Genomic DNA, 19,862 nt, shown 5'->3' on the forward strand with positions numbered 1-19,862 from the left:
TTAGGCAACAATCATTGTACCAATCCCAGAATTAGTGAAAATCTCAAGAAGTAATGAATGTTCTATTCGCCCATCGATTATGTGCGCTGCTTTGACTCCTTGAGCTAAAGCTCTTATACAGCATTCCGTCTTTGGAATCATACCTTCAGTGACAATTTTTTTATCAATAAAATTTCTTGCCTCCTTAAGATTAATTTTCTCAACAAGAGAAACTTTGTTATCTTTTTCTTTTAAGATGCCCTGCGTATCAGTAAGAAGTATAAGTTTTTCTGCATTTATTGCAGCAGCAATTTCTCCTGCAACAAAATCTGCATTAATGTTATGTGAAATGCCTTCCATGGTTGATCCAACGCTAGAAATAACAGGGATATAACCTTTAGAAATAATAGGATCTAATATTTCAGGATTTATTTTTGTGACCTCTCCCACTAACCCATGGCTACCATCTCCTAGTTCTCTAGTTTGAATTAGGTTCCCATCAAGACCCGATATCCCAATAGATAAAGATCCAGTTTTATTAATGCCTCTTACAATTTGTTTGTTTACCCTACCCATTAGAACCATTTCGACAATTTCCATTGTTTTTTGATCAGTAACTCTAAGCCCATTTTCAAATTTAGGAGATATTTCTAATTTGTTTAACCAATTATTTATTTCAGGTCCTCCTCCATGAATTACTACTGGACATACTCCTACGCTTGATAAAAGAGCTATGTCTCTAAAAAAAGCTTTTTTTAAATGATTCTCCTCCATGACAGAACCTCCATACTTGATAACAATTTTTCTACCTGAGAAACGTTGTATATATGGAAGTGCTTCGCTTAATATTGATACTCTTTGAGAATCATTCATGATTAAAAATCATTAAAATTTATTGAATTAAGAATTTAGGTTTTTACAAATACATCCCTTTATTTAATAAAAGAGTATAAAATCAAATTCTTTTTTATTATTGTCGATAATAAATTCTGATTCAAGACCTTTTACGAAAAACCTGTTTAGTCTCTCTTGTTTTTCAATCCATTTTTCTAGAGGGACAGCGTTTATTTCGAAACGCATTCTGAGACCATTTTTTTCTTCTTTTGTAATTTCTTCTATTTCTTTGAGTTGAGGGGGATTATCCTCGTCCCACAAGTTTAACGATTCTAATGAAGATTCAAGATGAGCTTTTATCCCATATCTCCATCTTGTAACATCTTTAACTAGTGCTGTTAGTTCTTTTGGTCTATTAAACTTATTTGTCGCAAAATTTGTCTTGTCAAACAACTCTACAGGAGGTATTTCGGAAGTCTTTAAACCTAATCCAATTAGAAAAATAGGTACTCCATAAAAAAAAGTAGGTACACTTAAATTTACTGAGTCTGTAAAATAAGCAGTCATTCCAACAAAAGCTAATATACCCCCAACTGTTACGATTAAGTTTCCAGGTGATAGGTATTTCTTCATTTTGATTTAGTAGAATGAGTTTATATGGTCTAACAAGTATTATGCAAGATACTAACACTGCAAATCAAGGAGATTTAATTTTTAAACTTGATCAAGATAGAGCATGGCTATTAGAAAATCTTGATAAGGGTAAATGGCCAGAAATCAGAAGCGAACTTGCTGCGCTTGAAAGAAAAATAAGCAAACTAATTATAAGTGTTCAAGAAAATAATGTTGATGTTTGATTTAAAAAGGTATTTCGTCAACTTCGGGTACTAAAGGTGAACTATCCCAACTGGAGTTTTTTGTGCTTTCTTTATTTTCAAATGACTCATTATTTTCTTTTTTATCAGACTTAGAAACATCAACTGGCGATATTTGATGAATCTTTGAAGCTGTTAGTTCAGGTTGCTTTTCTTTCGTTCCGTCTTTTCTAGTAACAGAATTCATCTTTAGACGTCCCTCAATAACAATATTTTGCCCCTCCTTTAGTTCATCTACCATTTCTTGGGCAATATTTCCCCATCCTATGATCTTGAGATCTCTGGTTGGATCTTCGCTACGTAATCCTTTAAAATTAACAATCATTTCTGCAATTGGAGTTTGGTTTTCTTTGGTATACCTCATTTGGGGAGCGCTATTAATGACCGCTTGAATTAAACAATGATTCATTACTTACTATTTAATTAAAGACATACTGATGCAGAATCAAAGAAATTGCTATAAAAATGTTTGGATCCTATCAGGAACTTCGGATGGACCTGTAATAGCTAATAGGCTTCTTGAACTTAATTATTCAGTCTTTGCAAGTGTTTTAACTTATAAAGCAGGGCAAGCTTATATTGAGAATCCAAAGTTACATATCATTACGGGGAAATTAAATAATAAAGATCAAATAATTAATTTCATAAATAAAAATAAAATCACATGCGTTGTCGATGCTACTCATCCGTTTGCCATAATAATTTCTAAAAATCTTAATAATGCATGTAAAGAGATTAATACACCTCTTTTACTATTTGAGAGGGAATCTCTAATAAATAACACTAATAATTTTTTTTACATTAATGATTTAAAGGATATAAATAACGTTGATAATAAGAATATTCTTCTTGCAATAGGATCAAGATTCCTTAACGATACAGCAAATTATTATATGAATTGTAAAGCAAATGTATTTACAAGGGTACTTCCAACTTATGAGGGTATAACTAAAGCTTTTGGATCATGTATAAAAAAATCAAACATAGCGATACTTGAACCGAGTAAAAATAATAAAAGCAATTTAGAAAAAAAACTTTGTGATTTTTGGGAGATAGATTATGTTTTATGCAGAGAATCCGGAAGTTATTCTCAGAAAAACTGGGAGAGTATAGTTTCCGGAAGTAAAATGAAGTTATTTTTGGTTAAAAGGCCGAAAGTTAAAAATGATTATTCTTACTCTTTTGATCAATATCACAATTTGATAAATCACATAATTAAAAAATATTGATGTTTAATTCATTATGGAAGCATTAGTTATGATCACAACTGAATCAAGTAATGAAAATGCTTTGCGAATGGCTAAATTACTTATACTAAATAAACTTGCAGCTTGTGTTTCGATAAAGCAAATTTTTTCAATTTATATGTGGGATGATGATATTGAAGAAACTAAAGAATTTGAAATCACAATAAAAAGTAAACTAGAATTTAAAGATCGTTTAATTGATTTCGTAAATAAAAATTCCACATATGATGTTCCTCAAATTATTTACAAAAAATACCAAGCGGAGATGAAATATTATGGTTGGTTGAATAAGGCTATTTGATTAAAACTATTTTATTAACTCTTTAAGATCAATATCCGATCTAGATCCTAATTGCGTAATTATTTGCCCCGCACAAATTGAAGCTATTTCTCCGCATTTTTTGAGAGAAAAATTGTTTATTAATCCATGGATAAATCCTCCCGCATAGATATCTCCCGCTCCTGTAGTATCAATAATCTTGCCTTTCGTTTTTGACTCAATTATTTCAACATTATTGTTGTTAATTATGAGAGAACCATTGCTTCCAAGAGTTACTATGACTAATTCACATAAGGAAGAAAGGTTTTCTTGGCAGATAGCTAATTTATCACTTTTAAATAGACTTAACACCTCGGATTCATTACAAAAAACAATATCTACATATTTATAAATTAATTCCAAGAAACTTTCACGATGTCTATCTACACAAAATGAATCAGACAAAGAAAGGATTATTTTTGTATTAGATTGTTTTGCAATTTGGGCGGCTTTAATAAAAGCTTTTTTAGCTAATTCGCTGTCCCATAAATATCCTTCTAAATATAAGTATTTACTTTCCTTAATAACAGTAAAGTCAATATCTTTTGGTTCAAACTCTACAGATGCTCCTAGGTAAGTGCACATAGTTCTTTGTGCATCTGGTGTAACCAAAATAATTGAATGAGCTGTTGGAGCACCTTCAATAGTTGGTGGAGTATTAAATAAAGTTTTACTTTTTTTTATATCGTCAGAAAAGAAATTCCCAAATTGATCATTTTTCACTCTTCCTATAAACTGCACTTGATTTCCTAATTCTGCTAAAGAAACAACGGTATTTGCTGAGGACCCACCTGAGATTTGTTTGCACACTTTGCAATTTTCTAACAATCTCTGAGATTCATCAGAATTAATTAGATTCATTGATCCTTTATCCAGATTATTTATCTCAAGAAACTTATCTTCAATATTTACAATAATATCTACTATTGCGTTGCCCAGACCAATTAGATCAACTTTTTTATGTTCAGAATGTCTAAAGGATTCCTTCATTAATTTGGAACTAAATTACCTTAGCAGTGCTCTTTTAGGGCCATGAATTGGATCCTCAATTACTATTGTTTGATCTCTATTCGCCCCCAAAGAGACAATGGCAATTGGAACCTCCATTAATTCAGCTAAAAATCTTAGATAATTCATGGCATTCTCTGGGAGATCAGATAGTTTTCTGCAATCTGCAGTTGAACATTGCCAACCTTTTAATTTTTTGTAGATTGGCTTACATTTTTTTAAGTCATCTGAATTTGTAGGAAAGTAGTCTATTTCCTCTCCATCGAGATCATATGCAATGCAAACTTGAATCTCATCTAATTCATCTAACACATCAAGTTTCGTAACGGCTAAACAATCAAGACCATTGACAGATACAGCATATTTACCAATAACTCCATCAAACCACCCACATCTTCTCCTTCTCCCAGTAGTGGTTCCAAATTCACTGCCTCTATCACAGAGTTGATCATTAATACTTCCTTGTAATTCAGTTGGGAATGGCCCTTCACCTACTCTTGTGGTGTAAGCTTTTGCGACACCTATGACTCTATCAATTAAAGTTGGACCCACTCCAGCTCCAATACATGCCCCTCCTGATATAGGGTTTGATGAGGTAACAAAAGGATAAGTCCCATGATCTAAGTCAAGTAGAGTCCCTTGAGCACCTTCGAAAAGAATATTCTTCTTGTTTTTTGAGGCTGCATGGATAGTCCTTGTACAGTCAACAACATGCTTTGATAATCTTTTCCCATAGTCAAGATATTCTTCAACAATATCTTCTAATTTAAGTGGTTTAATGCCATAGATTTTTTCTAGTAGACCGTTTTTTTCTCTTAATGGAATTTCGATCACATCACTTAGCCTTTCCTTATTGAGCAAGTCTCTTATCCTAATGCCATTTCTTTGTGATTTATCCGCATAAGTTGGGCCAATCCCACGACCTGTTGTCCCTATTTTGTTTGAACCTCTATCAGCCTCCATCGCTTCATCTAATATTCGGTGGTAGGGCATTGTTACATGTGATGTTGATGAAATTTTTAACCCTGAGATATCAATTCCATTATCAATTAACATGTCAATTTCTTTAAGCAAGATTTTTGGATCTACAACAGTTCCCGAACCAATTAGACAAGAAGTATTTTTATAAAGTATCCCTGAGGGAATTAAATGTAATTTTAAGACTTTATCATCTACGACTATAGTATGACCTGCATTTACTCCTCCTTGATAGCGAACGACAACATCAGCCGAACGACTAAGTAAATCCGTTATTTTACCTTTTCCCTCGTCACCCCATTGGGCGCCGATTACAACAACATTGGCCAATTTTAGAAGAGCATTATTTTTGTGCGAATATTTAATATATTCAAAAATCTTGTTTTACTTTTAAAAAGTAAATGAATTGTATCAACTTTCTCTTAGAACCATTTTTTCAGCAAGAGAAAATTCTTTGGTTAAACGCTCTTTCAGTTTATCTGGTAAAGGTCTACTTGCAAAGTTTTTGTAATGACCTGCCATAGCATTTAATGCTGTTTGCATTGTAGTAAATGATTGCGTTTTATTTACCATCCCTCTATTTCTATATCTGGAAATATAGTCAGTTATGAGTGTAAGAGCCTCACTTCTTATTTCATCTTTGTTTGGAGAATCTTTTGGAGTATCAACAGCTGATTGTAATGTTTTAACAACTGAAATCGTATCTTTAGCATAGTCGCCAGTCATTGAGGTTTTTACAGCTATAGAAGGGGAACTAAATAATGTAAAAACAACAATCAAAGAAATTGCAAAAGATATAGCTTTGGTAAGATTTTTAAAAATTAATTCTGATTTCCATTTTAGTAACATAACTTAGCTCCAAAAAATTAACCTTAAGACTTTTTATTGTACATTATTTCCGATTCGGAAATAAATGCTTCAAGCAATTTATCTGCACTAATTTTAAATTTAGTATTATTTGTTCTGGATATAAGTTCTACTTCTTTGTTTATAGAATCTCTACCAATGATAATTTGAAAAGGAATACCAATTAATTCTGCATCTTTAAATTTTACTCCCGCTCTATCGTCCCTATCATCAAGAAGGACATCAATTTTATTTTTTAAAAAATTATTATAAATTTGCTCGGTGAGGTCTCTTTGAATCTGATCTTTTAGATTCGTTGGAATTATAATAACTTCAAAAGGAGATATCTGGATTGGCCAACAAATACCTTTTTCATCATGATTCTGTTCAATTGCAGCTTGAGCTATTCTTGTTACTCCAATTCCATAACAACCCATCCACAAACTTTTTAGTTTGCCATCCTTTTCTGAAAATTTAGCATTCAATTTTTCACTATATTTTTGACCTAGTTGGAAAATATGTCCAATTTCTATACCCTTTTTTTCTCTAAGTTCTTCATTTTCTCCCTTTATTTTATCTCCTTTTTTAGCATTCCTTATATCCTCAATTAGATAATTACTTGAGGCAAAAGAATATTCCTCATAAACCTTGTGGAAATTAACTTTATTTGCCCCGCTTATAAACTTTAAGAGATTACTTGCAGAATGATCTATTATTCTGGTCCATGCTTTATCCCAATTTGAATCAGCTTTTATTGTTTGATTATCCAAGTCTGGCCCGAGAAAACCTAAAGGAAAGTTAACTAGGTTTTTTTCGATAATGTTTTTGTCTTCAATTTTCTGAAGTTTAAGAAGGTTGAAACTATGAAGTTTATTTATAAGGTTAAAAAGCTTTACTTCATTGATATGTTGGTCGCCTCTTATGCATGCAAGAATTGGGATCTCTGATCTACCTTCGAATTCTGCAAGGAATACTACAACTTTTATGATCTGACTAGGGTGTAAATTATTATTTTTACAAACTTCGAGGATTGTTTTTTGTTGAGGTGTTTCTAGTAATCCTGAAATACTATCTTCCAAAGGAATAGGTTTAGAGGCAATTGAAATAGCTTTTTCTACATTTGCTGCATAAGAACCGCTTTGAGTAAACAATATTGAATCTTCCCCGGCATCTGCGGTGATCATAAATTCTTTGGAGGAGGCACCGCCAATTGCTCCACTATCTGCTTCAACCCCTACAGTCTGCAGACCACAAGATTGAAAAATATTTTCATAAGCATTATTTACTTTTTCATAAAATGAAGCTAAATCTTTTTCTGAAGAATGAAAAGAATAACCATCTTTCATTATAAATTCTCTACTTCTCAGTAATCCAAACCTTGGTCTTATTTCATCTCTAAATTTTGTCTGAATTTGGTAAAAACATTGAGGTAATTGCTTATAGGAGTTGATGATTTCTGATGCGATACTCGTTATTACCTCTTCATGAGTTGGGGCCAAACCAAATTCTTTCCCTTGTCTATCCTTGAGATTAAACATTATTTCTTCCCCAGCAGTATATCCCTCCCACCTCTCACTTCTTTTCCATAAATCTGCGGGATGAAGTTGAGGTAAGAGTAATTTTGTGCAACCAATACTTTGAAGTTCTCTATCTATTATTGCTGATATTTTTTCAATAACTCGCAACATTATTGGCATGTATGCATAAATGCCGCTGCTAACTCTGCGTATGTAACCAGCTTTTAAAAGTAATTGATGTGAAATAATCTCAGCTTCAGAAGGTGTGTCACGAAGTGTCCCCAGAGGAAATGAGGTGGTTACGCGCATACAAAAAATAATTAATAATGTTTAATTTTATCAATTAAGATGAAAAAAAAAATTAAAGTGTCTTGAGTCCCTCAACGCGGCTAGTCTAGAAATATTCTTTCTGCTAACTTCTTCAGTAATGAAGTTAAATTCTTTCAAATAGTTCATTTTTTCTAAAGCATTTTCTTAAAGTTATGGAAAATATAGATTCCAATATTTCTAGCGAAGAAGAATTAGTAGGTATTGATGAAGTTCAAAAATTTCTTAATCGATCAAGAGCCTCTGTCTATAGGTATACAAATACTGATTTAAGAAATCTAAACCCTAGTTTTAATCCAAGAAAATTAAATCCAGAATTTAGAACTGATCAAAAAGATCCCTTGAAATTCCATCCTAATGAAGTAGCAAGATTTGCTAAAGACATTTTGAGAATTAAGGAAGTAACTGTAGAGGTATTTAATACACCCTCCTCAGCAGCTCAAAACATACTTTCGCAAATCTTAGAAGAATTAAAATCTATTAAGTCGTTATTAGAAAAAGAATAATTAAAAAGTCACTCAAGAATGTTTTGATTTATTGACATTTAGAATGTAGGATAATGGTGTTCAATTATCTCCTAAACCATTACCAATTAATAGTTCTTGAGTTATTCGAAATCAAAGCACTTTTTAAAAAGTCAATCAGGTGAACAATTTTCTCTTGATTCTGTTCAAGGTGATTTCGAAAGAGATGATGATGACCCCTTAAGTATAAGGAGTTTATCAATAACATCTTTAGGTATTATTTTTGCTTTTTTGACATTATTACTACCTTCAATAAGTATTTTAATTGGAAGACCTTTTTCTCATGGAAACGAGGTAATTTTTAATCACGATTTAAAAAAAGATGGATCTTAGTTTGATACCTCCATCTCCAATGAAGGGAATAGTAAATATAGTTGTAGAAATACCTGCAGGTAGTAGGAATAAGTATGAGTATTGTTCTGATGCAGGAATAATGGCATTAGATAGAGTATTGCATTCTTCAGTGAGGTACCCTTTTGATTATGGCTTTATTCCTAATACACTTGCTGATGATGGCGCTCCTCTTGATGCGATGGTGATGATGGATGAACCTACTTTCGCTGGTTGTCTAATAAAAGCTAGACCTATTGGAGTTTTGGATATGCATGATTGTGGTGCATATGATGGAAAACTTTTATGCGTGCCTACGGCTAATCCTAGACAGGCCAATATAGTTAGTATTAATCAAATTGCTCCGAATCAGCTTGAGGATGTTGCTGAATTTTTTAGAACTAGTAAAGGACTTGATGGAAGAACTGTACATATTGATGGCTGGAGGGATTTTGATGTGGTTGAAAATCTATTGAAAAATTGCATACCCCTAAAGAAGAAAAACATAAAAGTTCTGAAGAAATCAACAATTAGTAAAGTACATTGAAAAAAATAATTATTTATGGTTATTTAAAATGCTCTACTTGTCGACAAGCGTTAAAGTGGCTTGATAAAAAAGATTTAGCATATCAATTTATTGATATCGTAAAGGAAGCTCCGTTATTAGATTATTTAAATCTTGCTTTAGAACAAAGCGCTAATGATAAAAAAAGGGTTTTTAATACTAGAGGAAAAGCCTTTAAATCAATAAATCTTGATATTTACTCTTTATCTAGAGTAGAAATCATTAGACTTCTTTCAAGTGACGGCAAATTAATAAAAAGACCATTTCTGGTTTATGAAGAAAAAAAAGTAATATTAGGATTTAACGAAATTGAATATGCCAAACAATTTTCGTATGGTTAAAAAATCAAGCCTTTAATAAATCTATGCCAGCTTCTATTAAACGTTTTTTAAAAGAATGGGGTCTACTCGTTTTTTTAACTTTTTTTGTTTCTTCTTGTAGATCATTTTTTGCAGAACCTCGTTATATCCCTTCTGGATCAATGCTACCAGAATTAAAAATAAACGATAGATTAATTATTGAAAAAATCTCTTTGAGGAAATCTTTTCCAAAAAGAGGAGATATTGTTGTCTTTAAATCTCCTTACTCATTTGATGAAAAACTAATTTCATCTAGATCTAAGCCTTTACCAAATAGAAGATATTGTTTTTTTATGAGTTTTCCTCCAATGTCTTTTATTCCTGGTTGGAGGGATCAAGCCTGCGATGCTTACATTAAAAGGGTAGTAGCTCTACCTGGAGAAATTGTAAGTGTAAATACAAAAGGTGAAGTAATAATAAATAATGAATTAATTTCTGAACCCTACGTAATTAATAAGTGCTCATTATCCCTTTTATATAGATGTGGTGAATTTGAAAATATAAAAGTGCCAAAAGATCATATTTTAGTTTTAGGTGATAATAGGGCAAATAGCTGGGATGGAAGATATTGGCCTGGAAGTAAATTTCTTCATAAAAAAGAGATAATTGGTAAAGCATATTTCAGATTTTGGCCTCTTAGTCAAGTCGGGTTTTTCAGTAAATAAAGCCTTTTTTTGACTCTGACTTCATCAAAATAAATTTTTAACAAGGCTTATTTTAAAGTGCTCCTGAAGCAGTTGAATCAAGTACCCCCCCTAAGTGTGTTGTAATGTTAAGAGCGCTAATCACAGGGGTCTTATTGGGATCATTAAAAAGGTCAATTATAGTTATGCCGCCATTGCCCTGTTTTATCATCCAAATATTTGAATAATTAATCCCAAGGATTTTGCAAATTAGAGTTTTATTGACTGCATCATGAGCAACCACAAGGCTAAGATCATTATCCTTTTGAGATAAACAAATCTTGTCAAAAGCTTCTACCGACCTTTCTGATACATCTTTTATAGATTCACCTTCAGGCATTATTACTTCTTCAGGTTTATCATGCCAATTTTTTAATAAAACGGGCCACTGTTCTCTGATTTCTGCTTCCAGTTTACCCTCCCATAATCCATGACTAATTTCTACAAGTGAATCTATCCTTTCTATTTTTAAATCTTTTCTATTTTGAAGGATTATTTGTGCAGTCTCATAAGGTCTTTCCATTGAACTTGAAAATGCCTTATTGAAAGAAATATTTCTCAAATATTCAAAAGTCTTTCTAGCTTGGTCTTTCCCGTTTTCATTTAAAGGAATATCAATTTGGCCTTGAAATCTACCCTCTTTGTTCCAGTTAGTTTCACCATGCCTTATTAGAAATATTCTGGAATCTCCAATTTGATTCGGAATATTTTTATTCAGATGGGAGGTTTGATTTAAGCATTCAATTTGGGTCTTAAAAGAGTTATCTTCCCTTGAAATATTGAGTATAGATAAAGAGGCATTTTCTAATCTTATTTTCCTAAAACCTTTCTTAGGCTTTCCTAATAACGAAAGGATTAAACATCTGAGAATCGCATTATGTCCTACAACTAAAATATTTGCATCATCTTTGTCTAGATAAATTTTTAAAATATCTTCTACAAAATTTCTTGCTTGAAAAAATAACTCTTGAATTGGTTTATAAGTTTTATTGTCTTTTCTTTTTAAGACTAGATTTTCTGGATCACTTTTCCATAAAGGGTAAATTTCGGGAAATTTATTTTTTATTTCTTCAATTTTTAGACCGGACCATTCACCAAGGTCCACCTCCAGCAAATTATTATCAAAGATAATTTCTTGTTTATTATTAAAACTCTTTTGTATAGTTTTTGCAGTCTCTGCAGCTCTCACAAGAGGGGATGAATAGATTCTGTCGAAGTTTATTTTTGATAATGCTTTTCCTGCTTCAAGTGCTTGCTCGTATCCTTTATCTGTTAAAAATGAATCATCTGTCCTACCTTGAATTAATCCTTTTGCATTAAAACTACTAAGTCCATGTCTAACCAAAACTAATTTTATAGTCATTATATAGATTGAAAATGATCATGATTTAATCATCTCATGACGTGATAAAAATTGGTATACCAATAAAAAGAAATTTCAACGGTAACTAACTATAATTTTTAACTTTATAATAAATTATGATCTTTAAAAATATTTCTAAGACAAAACTTTCATTAGCTTTAATTTCTCTAGCTATAACTTTCTTCGTATGGCAGCAAGGCTTTAGAGACAGTTTGAGTAGACCATCTGTTTCATTCGATATAAGTCAAAAAGAACAGGAAATTGTTGAATTAGCTGTTCAATCAATACCAACAAATCTTAAAAGTTTTATTGTCACAAACGATCCTGTTGATCAAATAAATAATGCTCTTTCTGAGGTCTCATTTAATCAACTAACGGAAAGAAATAAATTAATTTGGATAATTTCTTCAGAATCAAATGCATCTTTAAATGATAAAAATATATCTAAAGAGTATAAGAATAAAAACTACAACTTACTAATCGATGAGTTAGAAAAAAAATCAAAAAATAATGCATATAAACCAAATTCTGATAAATTTGATTTATTTAAAGGTGATAGATTCTTATATCACCTTTTAAGCAAGAAATTTGATTTTGATGATAGTTCATTAATAACAAAATCATTTTCAAGCAAAATGTTTTTTAAAATCTTAGCTATCAGATTAATACCACTTTTAACAATACTGCTTGGCTCAATTTTAGCTTTACAAATATTATGGAAAGTTATTTCTTCGAAAAAGTTTGTTTGGAAAGAAATTGATCCTTTAGAGTTAGAATTAATTGACATGGTTTTATTAATTGCAGGTGGATTTGTTGTCTTAGGAGAAGTAGTTTCACCTTTATTTTCAATAAGTTTGGTTGAATTTTTTTCTAAAAATATCTCGAGTGAATTGTCGCAATCACTGAAAATATTTTTTGGGTATGTTTTTATGGCTATTCCGCCATTAGCGATAGTTTATTATCAAATTAAATCTTTAAATGGCGAATTTATTTTTAAAAAAGATTATTTTCAATTCAATTTCTTTCCAATAAAAGATGCAATTATACAGGGAATTAAAGGTTGGTTAACCATAGTACCTTTTGTCTTATTGATTTCTCTAATTATGAATAGTCTGATTGAAAATCAAAATGGCAGTAATCCTTTGCTGGAAATTGTTCTTAATAATAATAGTTACTTATCATTTATTATTTTGTTTGTAACTACTACTCTTTTAGCGCCTTTATTTGAGGAGATTATATTTCGCGGAATTTTACTACCAACTCTCTCAAGAGATTTTGGAATAATTTTGGCCATAATATTTTCAGCTTTCATTTTTGCTTTAGCTCATTTGAGTTTGGGAGAAATGCCTCCGTTATTTGTTCTAGGAATGGGACTAGGAATTACAAGAATTGCTTCGGGAAGTTTGCTTTCTTCAATTATTATGCATTCTTTATGGAATGGTTTGACATTCTTAAATTTATTCTTATTAAGAACATAAATTATTTAAAATTATTACTTGCTAATCAAACTAAAAGATGTTTACTTAATTAATAACACTTCTTTTATTTATTAAATAAATCATAGATGGAACCTTATGGGAATCAATTTAATTTAAAAAAAAAAGTTCCATACCAAGGTAAAAAGAATTCTGAAAAAATATCCATACTTAACATCAAATTAATACATCAAATATTTGACACAATTAATATATCTCTTTTGGTATTAATCTTTATCTTTTTTTTCTTATCATTTGATAGCCAAAGGAAATGGTCTAACACATATAAAACTTTATCTAAAACAAGAGTAATAAATAGTAATCTTATTGATTATATTTCTAAAATCGAGGAATTTTATATTGGTGAACTAGAGTCTCTAAATACTTATAAAAAAACTAAACCTGAAGATTTAATTTATCTAGATCAAATAGTAGAAGGAAAAGAAAGTTTATTTAAGAAAAATTTTATAAGCTTCATTGAAGGTTTAAGTGATAGCAAATATCAAGAGGGTTATTGATGAAAAAATATAAAAAAATTGCTCGTTTATTACCTCTTGATCAAAGGAGATTTAAATTTCTTTATTTCTTCAGCTTACTATTAATATTTTGTTTGTTTGGGAGGTTAGTTAAATTGCAAGTCTTTAATTCTGCTGATTTGCAAAGGAAAGCGAGATTAATACAATCTTCTAAAACAAACTCTTTAAAAAAAAGGCGATCTATTGTGGATAGAAACAGTAGACTAATTGCTTTCGATAAAACACTTTATAAATTATGGGCCCATCCAAAATATTTTAATTTCCCTAGTGAATCAATTAACGGAGTTCGTAGAATTGAAGAAGTTACAAAAAAATTGTCACCTATTTTGGGTTTGAAAGATGAAATTCTCTTAAAAAAATTCAATAACAAAATGAACGGTATCGAGCTTATGGATAAAATTTCTGAAGAAAAAGCAGAAAAGATTAAAAATCTTCAAATAAGCGGACTTGATTTGTTTAAATATTCGCAAAGATATTATCCACAAGGTGAGCTATATTCAAATCTTGTTGGTTTTGTTAATGATGAGAATAAAGGATCCGCAGGTTTAGAGCTTCATTTAGATAATCAAATTAAAGTTTTTGATAAAAGTAATTTAATAAAAAGAGGAGGAGATGGAACCCCTCTCCCTGATAATTCTGCCCCAGGTGATTTTATCTCTGATTACAAAAGTTTAGGCCTAACTATAGATTCAAAATTACAGAAAGCGTCATTCAATGCATTATCAAAACAAGTAACTAAATGGAAAGCAAAGAAGGGATTTGCCATAGTTATGGATGTAAATAATGGTCGGATTCTCTCCTTGGTTACGGTTCCGTCATATGATCCAAACAAATTTTGGAAGTATGATTCTGAACTCTTTAGGAGCTGGTATTCTCAAGATTTATTTGAACCTGGATCCACTTTTAAACCTATTAATCTTGCCTTAGCGTTAGAAGAAAAAGTAATCCAGAAAAATGGATTAGTTGAAGATATTGGAAAGATTAATGTTGGAGGATGGACACTCTCTAATTGGGATAAAAAAGGTAATGGATATATTGACTATCCAAAAGTATTGCAGGTTTCAAGTAATGTTGGAATGGTAAAAATAATGCAAAATTTAGACCCCGCAATTTATTGGGATTGGTTAAAAAATTTAGGTATAAATAAAAATTTAGAAACTGACTTATTTGTATCAACTGCTGGACAGCTAAAGAGAAAAGATTTATTTGTAAACCAATCAATTGAGCCTGCCGTAACTTCTTTTGGTAAAGGTTTTTCAATCTCGCCCCTAAAATTGGTTCAACTTCATGCGGCTCTAGCAAATGGGGGTTTTGAAGTGACTCCTCATGTAACCTCAACTTTTAAAGAAAGAATTAATAAAATTCCAAAAAAACAATTTTTTTCAAACGAGGTATCTAAAACTGTTCTTGAATGGATGGAGAGCGTAGTTGATAAAGGTAGTGGATCTGGGGTAAAAATTGATGGTTATAGGATAGCTGGGAAAACGGGCACTTCTCAAAAAGCCTTAAATGGTTCGTATACAAGTAAAAAAGTTTGTAGTTTTATCGCAACTTTACCAGTGAATGATCCCAAATATGCAGTCCTTGTTGTCGTTGATGAGCCATCTAAATCATATGCATATGGTTCAACTGTTGCAGTACCAGTTGCGAAAGAAATTATCGAGAGTTTGATAGTAATTGAAAAAATACCTCCTAAGATTAAAGATCATTTAATGATTGTTAAAAAACCCTAAAATTTTCCAACTTTATAAATATTTAGTTCATTATCTGATGATTTCATCAGAAATAAAGGCTAATTTATAGGTATATTATGAATATCTAGAAATGAAATCAATTTTAGAACAATTGTCATCAATGACTGTTGTTGTTGCTGATACTGGAGATTTAGATTCGATAAAAAAATTTCAACCAAGGGACGCTACAACCAATCCATCGCTAATACTTGCAGCTGCTAAGAACCCCGATTATGTGAAATTAATTGATAAGGCTCTAGAAAGTTCAGAAAATGCCTTGCCCCAAGGATTCTCTGAAATTGATTTAATTAAAGAAACTGTTGACCAAGTTTCAGTATTTTTTGGAAAAGAGATATTGAAAATTATTTCAGGCCGCGTATCTACTGAAGTTGATGCAAGACTTAGTTTTGACACTCAAGCTACGGTGGAAAAAGCGAGAAAACTGATCAATCTTTACAAAAAATTTGGAATTGAAAAGGAAAGAATTTTGATTAAGATTGCCGCAACTTGGGAGGGAATCAAGGCAGCTGAAATTTTGGAAAAAGAGGGTATTAAGTGTAACTTAACTTTACTTTTTAACTTCTGCCAAGCGGTAACTTGTGCCAATGCCAAGATTACTCTAATTTCTCCTTTCGTCGGTCGTATATTGGATTGGCATAAGGCAAAAACTAATAAAACTAGTTTTGTTGGTGCTGAAGACCCTGGTGTTATTTCGGTTACACAAATTTACAAGTACTTTAAAGAAAAGGGATTCAAGACAGAAGTAATGGGAGCGAGTTTTAGAAATCTTGATGAAATAAAAGAATTAGCAGGTTGCGATCTTTTAACAATCGCTCCAAAATTTCTTGAGGAGCTGAAAAAAGAAAAAGGAGAGTTAATTAGAAAATTAGATGCAAATACCCAAATAAATAATTCTATTGACTACGAATTTGAAGAAAAAGATTTTAGATTAAGTATGTTAGAAGATCAAATGGCAAGTGAGAAGCTCAGTGAAGGTATTACTGGATTCAGTAAGGCTATAGAAGAATTGGAAGAGCTGCTACTTAAGAGATATTCAGAAATTAGAAATAAAAAATTAATTTCTGCTAATTAAATTTAAGTTTGAGTTGAAAAAAGAATTAAGCCCCACTTTTTGTTAAAAGTCTTCTAATGACTCTTTTTGCAATATCTTCGTAACTCATTTCTCCCGATAATATTTGAGCAATACGTTTAGGTGCTGTTTTTCTTTTAACTCCTAATTGGTACCCAGTTCTGGGAAATCTATAAAATACTTGGGCTATTCTCCTCCCCCAAGCCATTGATTTCCCCCAAATGTTGTTAATTTCTTTCGTATAAAGATTTAAATCATCTACTTTTCCTGATATGCACTGATCTATGTATTCTGCAGCATAATAACTGCTGATTAGAGATGGTCTAATTCCTTCAGCTAAAAATGGATCACATAGAGATGCTGCATCTCCAACCGCTAATACTTTATCACCATTAATTGAATGGAATCCATTCCATATTCTCAGTTTCTTGCTAATTGTTTTATGAGGAAAATCTTCAAAACCAAAGCTTCTGATCACTTGTTTATTTATAGCCTGATTTTCTAAGAGACTATTATTTATAAAAGTACCTAAACCAATATTTAAGCTTTCTCTTAGGGGGAATGCCCATGCAAAACCATATTTTATAAATCCAAACTCAAATCTAACTGCATCTTTAGGAATTTCACCTAAACCTTTTAATCTTAGTGAGATTGTGTTCGCAAATTTAGGTTTTTTGGGCCCTAAATTGAAATGTTCTGCCCATTTGGATTGGGACCCATCTGCAATAACAAGAAATTCTGATATATATTTTATTTCGTTATTGCAAGTAATTTCCCATTTATCATTTTTTTTTATGATTTTTTCTATTAATAATGGTCTCATTATCTGAACTCCATTACTCAAGGACTCATCAAGTAATAATTGATCAAGTTTCTCTCTTTTTATAATCCAGAATGGGGATTCACCATTAAGATCAGCAGTCACATTATCTTCGGCCTTCCATCTGAATTCAACATTCTTTATTTTTGATTCTATTGAATCTTCAATGTCTAGAGGAAGAAATCTTTGCATTGAAGATGCCATGCCACCTGCACATGGTTTGTAATTTTGGAATTTTTCTTTTTCAATAATTAAAACAGAATATCCTTTCTTTGATAAGTTAAGTGCTGTGGAAGATCCTGATAAACCTCCACCAATTATTACAACATCAAATCCTATCAAACTTTTAAAATTTCCTTCTCTTTTTCAGATAATTTAGTATCTATCAAAGCGATAAATTTATCAGTAATTTTTTGAATTTCCGATTGATTATCTCGCGATTCGTCAATGGAAATAAGACCATCCTTTTCTTCTTTTTTTTCTTTATCAACTGCATCCCTTCTAATATTCCTCAAAGCTACTTTTCCTTCCTCTGCATATTTGGAGGCTAATTTACAAAATTCCTTTCTTCTTTCCTCCGTTAAAGGGGGAACATTTATTCTTATTAGTTTCCCATCATTATTTGGAGTAATTCCTAAGTCGCTCATTGATATAGATTTTTCTATTGCTTGTAAACATGAAATATCGAAAGGTTGTATTGAGATTGTTTGTGAATCAACAGTACTTATTGTTGCTAGTGATTTGATTGGTGTTTCTGCTCCGTAGTACTCAACACTTATTCTGTCTAACAATGACGCATTAGCTCTACCAGTTCTTATCGTATTAAAGTTTCTTTGTGTGGCTTCAATACTTTTATTCATATTTTCTTGAATTTCTTTTTCTTTCATAATTAAAAAATTTAAATGAATTTAACTAATTAAAGAGCCTATTGGCTCACCAGCAACAGCTTTGGCAATGTTACCTTTTTTGAATATATCAAAAACCATAATTGGGATATTATTATCTTTGCAAAGTGCAATCGCAGTGCTGTCCATTACTGCAATTTCATCACTAAGAACTTGTTGATAACTGAGAGAGGAATATTTTTTTGCCTCTTTAAATTGATTAGGATCACGATCGTATACTCCATCAACTTTAGTAGCCTTCATTACAACTTCAGCGTTTATCTCTGCTGCCCTCAAAGCTGCCGTAGTATCGGTCGTAAAAAATGGATTTCCGCATCCCCCTCCGAAAACTACAACTCTTCCTTTTTCTAGGTGCCTCATAGCTCTTCTTCTAATGTAGGGTTCTGCAATTTCCTGCATTTCGATTGCAGTTTGGACTCTTGTCTCTACTCCTACTCTTTCAAGACCATCTTGAAGTGAAATCGCGTTCATTACTGTTGCTAGCATTCCTACATAGTCAGCAGTAGCGCGATCCATTCCGTCAGCAGAGCCTTTAAGCCCCCTAAAAATGTTTCCACCACCAACAACTATTGCAAGTTGTACATTATTTTCGACTACTTTTGAAACGTCTTCCGCAATTGACTGAACTATGGCAGGATCAATTCCATAAGGTTTTTCACCCATAAGTGCTTCGCCACTAAGTTTTAAGAGAACTCTTTTGTAAGTCATTCAATAATCATACTTTTAAGACCTTAGCAAGTAAATGTACCGAATTTATTTTTTGTTCAAATATTGCTTGCGTCTTTAAACATTTTTAAACCTGCCTGTAGAAATAAAAAAAACATTTGTTTATTTAGAATTCAACGCACTTTTGCGCTTTTATACCTTGTTCTTTAAAAGGATGTCTTATTAGTTTCATTTCTGTAACTAGATCAGCATAGTTGATAATTGAATCAGATGCTCCCCTTCCAGTTAAAACAACATGATTTTTTCTATTATCTAAGCTTTTTAAAAAAGTAATTATTTCTTCTGAAGCAAGATAACCAAGTTTTGTAGCAATATTAATTTCATCAAGAATTATAAGTTTATAAGATTCGTTCTTAATGTATTTTTTGGCTAGTTGCCATGCTTCTCTAACTAATTGTTCATCTCTTATTCTGTCTTGTGTTTCCCAAGTAAATCCTTCTCCTAATGAATGCCAAGATATTTTTGAAGACAGATTTTTAAATGCTTTTTCTTCTCCAGTGGTCCAGCCTCCCTTGATAAATTGGATTATTGCTACTTTATAGCCATGTCCTATAGTCCTTAAAGCCATACCTAAAGATGCAGTTGTCTTGCCTTTGCCATTCCCTGTAAAAACGATCAACAAACCTTTTTTTGTTTTTCTAATTTGTAGTCTTTCAGCTTGAATGTCTTTTCTTTGCTGCATCCTTTTTTTATATGAGCTCTCATCGATATCTGGAGATAGTTTTCCTCCCATTCCAAGATTGTTTGCTTGATCATCGAGTTTAATTACTTTCTCGGAAGATAAAGGTTTTTCTTTCATACGACTCTAATTTTATTTAATGAT

Annotated in this window: 24 protein-coding genes; 12 read left to right on the top strand and 12 right to left on the bottom strand. The window is 31.5% G+C overall.

The features are described from left to right. Both argB and HA141_RS02790 read right to left on the bottom strand, forming a co-directional pair. Positions 1–852, bottom strand: coding sequence for an acetylglutamate kinase (argB, locus tag HA141_RS02785; RefSeq protein ID WP_209116687.1), 852 nt, complete (start codon positions 850–852; stop codon positions 1–3). Positions 853–915: 63 nt separating this feature from the next. Next, positions 916–1,446, bottom strand: a complete 531-nt coding sequence (locus HA141_RS02790) for a DUF2854 domain-containing protein (protein ID WP_209116689.1) — start codon at positions 1,444–1,446, stop codon at positions 916–918. Between the two features lie 41 nt (positions 1,447–1,487). On the opposite strand from HA141_RS02790, the gene HA141_RS02795 reads away from it, so the two are divergent. Beyond that, a complete protein-coding gene (locus tag HA141_RS02795) occupies positions 1,488–1,670 on the top strand; it encodes a hypothetical protein (RefSeq protein WP_209116691.1) in 183 nt (60 codons plus the stop codon). A gap of 1 nt (position 1,671) precedes the next feature. On the opposite strand, the gene HA141_RS02800 is transcribed toward HA141_RS02795, so the two are convergent. Next, positions 1,672–2,097 carry a single-stranded DNA-binding protein gene (locus tag HA141_RS02800; RefSeq protein WP_209116693.1) on the bottom strand — a complete coding sequence of 142 codons (426 nt, stop codon included), beginning with the start codon at positions 2,095–2,097 and terminating at the stop codon, positions 1,672–1,674. Positions 2,098–2,125: 28 nt separating this feature from the next. Between HA141_RS02800 and HA141_RS02805 the strand changes: the two genes are divergently transcribed. Next, the gene (locus HA141_RS02805; RefSeq protein ID WP_209116695.1) at positions 2,126–2,917 is read left to right on the top strand and encodes a precorrin-6A/cobalt-precorrin-6A reductase; all 792 of its coding nucleotides are present in this window, start codon (positions 2,126–2,128) and stop codon (positions 2,915–2,917) included. Between the two features lie 13 nt (positions 2,918–2,930). Further along, positions 2,931–3,236, top strand: a complete 306-nt coding sequence (gene cutA, locus HA141_RS02810) for a divalent-cation tolerance protein CutA (protein ID WP_209116697.1) — start codon at positions 2,931–2,933, stop codon at positions 3,234–3,236. Positions 3,237–3,242: 6 nt separating this feature from the next. Here the strand turns inward: cutA and HA141_RS02815 are convergent, their stop codons facing one another. The 4 genes from HA141_RS02815 to HA141_RS02830 form a co-directional block, all read right to left on the bottom strand. After that, entirely contained in the window at positions 3,243–4,244 is a 1,002-nt protein-coding gene (locus tag HA141_RS02815; protein ID WP_209116699.1) for an adenosine kinase, read from the bottom strand. Positions 4,245–4,259: 15 nt separating this feature from the next. Further along, complete coding sequence (locus HA141_RS02820) at positions 4,260–5,570, bottom strand: adenylosuccinate synthase (RefSeq protein ID WP_209116701.1); 1,311 nt, start codon at positions 5,568–5,570, stop codon at positions 4,260–4,262. Positions 5,571–5,651: 81 nt separating this feature from the next. Beyond that, positions 5,652–6,089 (bottom strand): photosystem II protein Psb27, encoded by a 438-nt coding sequence (gene psb27, locus HA141_RS02825; protein ID WP_209116703.1) that lies wholly within the window; start codon positions 6,087–6,089, stop codon positions 5,652–5,654. Positions 6,090–6,112: 23 nt separating this feature from the next. Further along, the gene (locus HA141_RS02830; protein ID WP_209116705.1) at positions 6,113–7,912 is read right to left on the bottom strand and encodes a proline--tRNA ligase; all 1,800 of its coding nucleotides are present in this window, start codon (positions 7,910–7,912) and stop codon (positions 6,113–6,115) included. A 173-nt stretch (positions 7,913–8,085) separates the two neighbouring features. On the opposite strand from HA141_RS02830, the gene HA141_RS02835 reads away from it, so the two are divergent. The 5 genes from HA141_RS02835 to lepB all read left to right on the top strand — a co-directional run bounded on the left by HA141_RS02835 (position 8,086) and on the right by lepB (position 10,373). After that, complete coding sequence (locus HA141_RS02835) at positions 8,086–8,436, top strand: resolvase (RefSeq protein ID WP_209116707.1); 351 nt, start codon at positions 8,086–8,088, stop codon at positions 8,434–8,436. 96 nt (positions 8,437–8,532) lie between these two features. Then, positions 8,533–8,787: a hypothetical protein gene (locus HA141_RS02840; protein WP_209116709.1), complete on the top strand. Its 255-nt coding sequence runs from the start codon at positions 8,533–8,535 to the stop codon at positions 8,785–8,787. After that, positions 8,777–9,331, top strand: coding sequence for an inorganic diphosphatase (locus HA141_RS02845; protein ID WP_209116711.1), 555 nt, complete (start codon positions 8,777–8,779; stop codon positions 9,329–9,331). The genes HA141_RS02840 and HA141_RS02845 overlap by 11 nt, the downstream gene beginning before the upstream one ends. Further along, complete coding sequence (locus HA141_RS02850) at positions 9,328–9,690, top strand: Spx/MgsR family RNA polymerase-binding regulatory protein (RefSeq protein WP_209116713.1); 363 nt, start codon at positions 9,328–9,330, stop codon at positions 9,688–9,690. The genes HA141_RS02845 and HA141_RS02850 overlap by 4 nt, the downstream gene beginning before the upstream one ends. 23 nt (positions 9,691–9,713) lie before the next feature. Continuing rightward, complete coding sequence (gene lepB, locus HA141_RS02855) at positions 9,714–10,373, top strand: signal peptidase I (RefSeq protein WP_209116715.1); 660 nt, start codon at positions 9,714–9,716, stop codon at positions 10,371–10,373. A 52-nt stretch (positions 10,374–10,425) separates the two neighbouring features. Here the strand turns inward: lepB and HA141_RS02860 are convergent, their stop codons facing one another. Continuing rightward, complete coding sequence (locus HA141_RS02860; protein ID WP_209116717.1) at positions 10,426–11,754, bottom strand: histidine phosphatase family protein; 1,329 nt, start codon at positions 11,752–11,754, stop codon at positions 10,426–10,428. Between the two features lie 116 nt (positions 11,755–11,870). Between HA141_RS02860 and HA141_RS02865 the strand changes: the two genes are divergently transcribed. The 4 genes from HA141_RS02865 to tal all read left to right on the top strand — a co-directional run bounded on the left by HA141_RS02865 (position 11,871) and on the right by tal (position 16,591). Beyond that, the gene (locus tag HA141_RS02865; RefSeq protein ID WP_209116719.1) at positions 11,871–13,232 is read left to right on the top strand and encodes a CPBP family intramembrane glutamic endopeptidase; all 1,362 of its coding nucleotides are present in this window, start codon (positions 11,871–11,873) and stop codon (positions 13,230–13,232) included. 86 nt (positions 13,233–13,318) lie between these two features. Next, positions 13,319–13,747, top strand: coding sequence for a hypothetical protein (locus tag HA141_RS02870; protein ID WP_209116721.1), 429 nt, complete (start codon positions 13,319–13,321; stop codon positions 13,745–13,747). Continuing rightward, positions 13,747–15,498, top strand: a complete 1,752-nt coding sequence (locus tag HA141_RS02875) for a peptidoglycan D,D-transpeptidase FtsI family protein (RefSeq protein ID WP_209116723.1) — start codon at positions 13,747–13,749, stop codon at positions 15,496–15,498. The genes HA141_RS02870 and HA141_RS02875 overlap by 1 nt, the downstream gene beginning before the upstream one ends. A 91-nt stretch (positions 15,499–15,589) precedes the next feature. Then, positions 15,590–16,591 carry a transaldolase gene (gene tal / locus HA141_RS02880; RefSeq protein ID WP_209116725.1) on the top strand — a complete coding sequence of 334 codons (1,002 nt, stop codon included), beginning with the start codon at positions 15,590–15,592 and terminating at the stop codon, positions 16,589–16,591. Between the two features lie 25 nt (positions 16,592–16,616). Here the strand turns inward: tal and HA141_RS02885 are convergent, their stop codons facing one another. From HA141_RS02885 to cobO, 4 genes are all read right to left on the bottom strand, one after another. Then, positions 16,617–17,750: an NAD(P)/FAD-dependent oxidoreductase gene (locus HA141_RS02885; RefSeq protein ID WP_209116727.1), complete on the bottom strand. Its 1,134-nt coding sequence runs from the start codon at positions 17,748–17,750 to the stop codon at positions 16,617–16,619. Then, the gene (gene frr, locus HA141_RS02890; protein ID WP_209116729.1) at positions 17,747–18,295 is read right to left on the bottom strand and encodes a ribosome recycling factor; all 549 of its coding nucleotides are present in this window, start codon (positions 18,293–18,295) and stop codon (positions 17,747–17,749) included. Before frr ends, HA141_RS02885 begins: the two co-directional genes overlap by 4 nt. Before the next feature lie 21 nt (positions 18,296–18,316). Beyond that, positions 18,317–19,021 (bottom strand): UMP kinase, encoded by a 705-nt coding sequence (gene pyrH, locus HA141_RS02895; RefSeq protein WP_209116731.1) that lies wholly within the window; start codon positions 19,019–19,021, stop codon positions 18,317–18,319. A 124-nt stretch (positions 19,022–19,145) separates the two neighbouring features. Further along, positions 19,146–19,838, bottom strand: coding sequence for a cob(I)yrinic acid a,c-diamide adenosyltransferase (gene cobO / locus HA141_RS02900; RefSeq protein ID WP_209116733.1), 693 nt, complete (start codon positions 19,836–19,838; stop codon positions 19,146–19,148). Positions 19,839–19,862 lie beyond the last annotated feature (24 nt).

Source organism: Prochlorococcus marinus XMU1402, from assembly GCF_017696205.1.
Lineage (GTDB): Bacteria > Cyanobacteriota > Cyanobacteriia > PCC-6307 > Cyanobiaceae > Prochlorococcus_A > Prochlorococcus_A marinus_AC.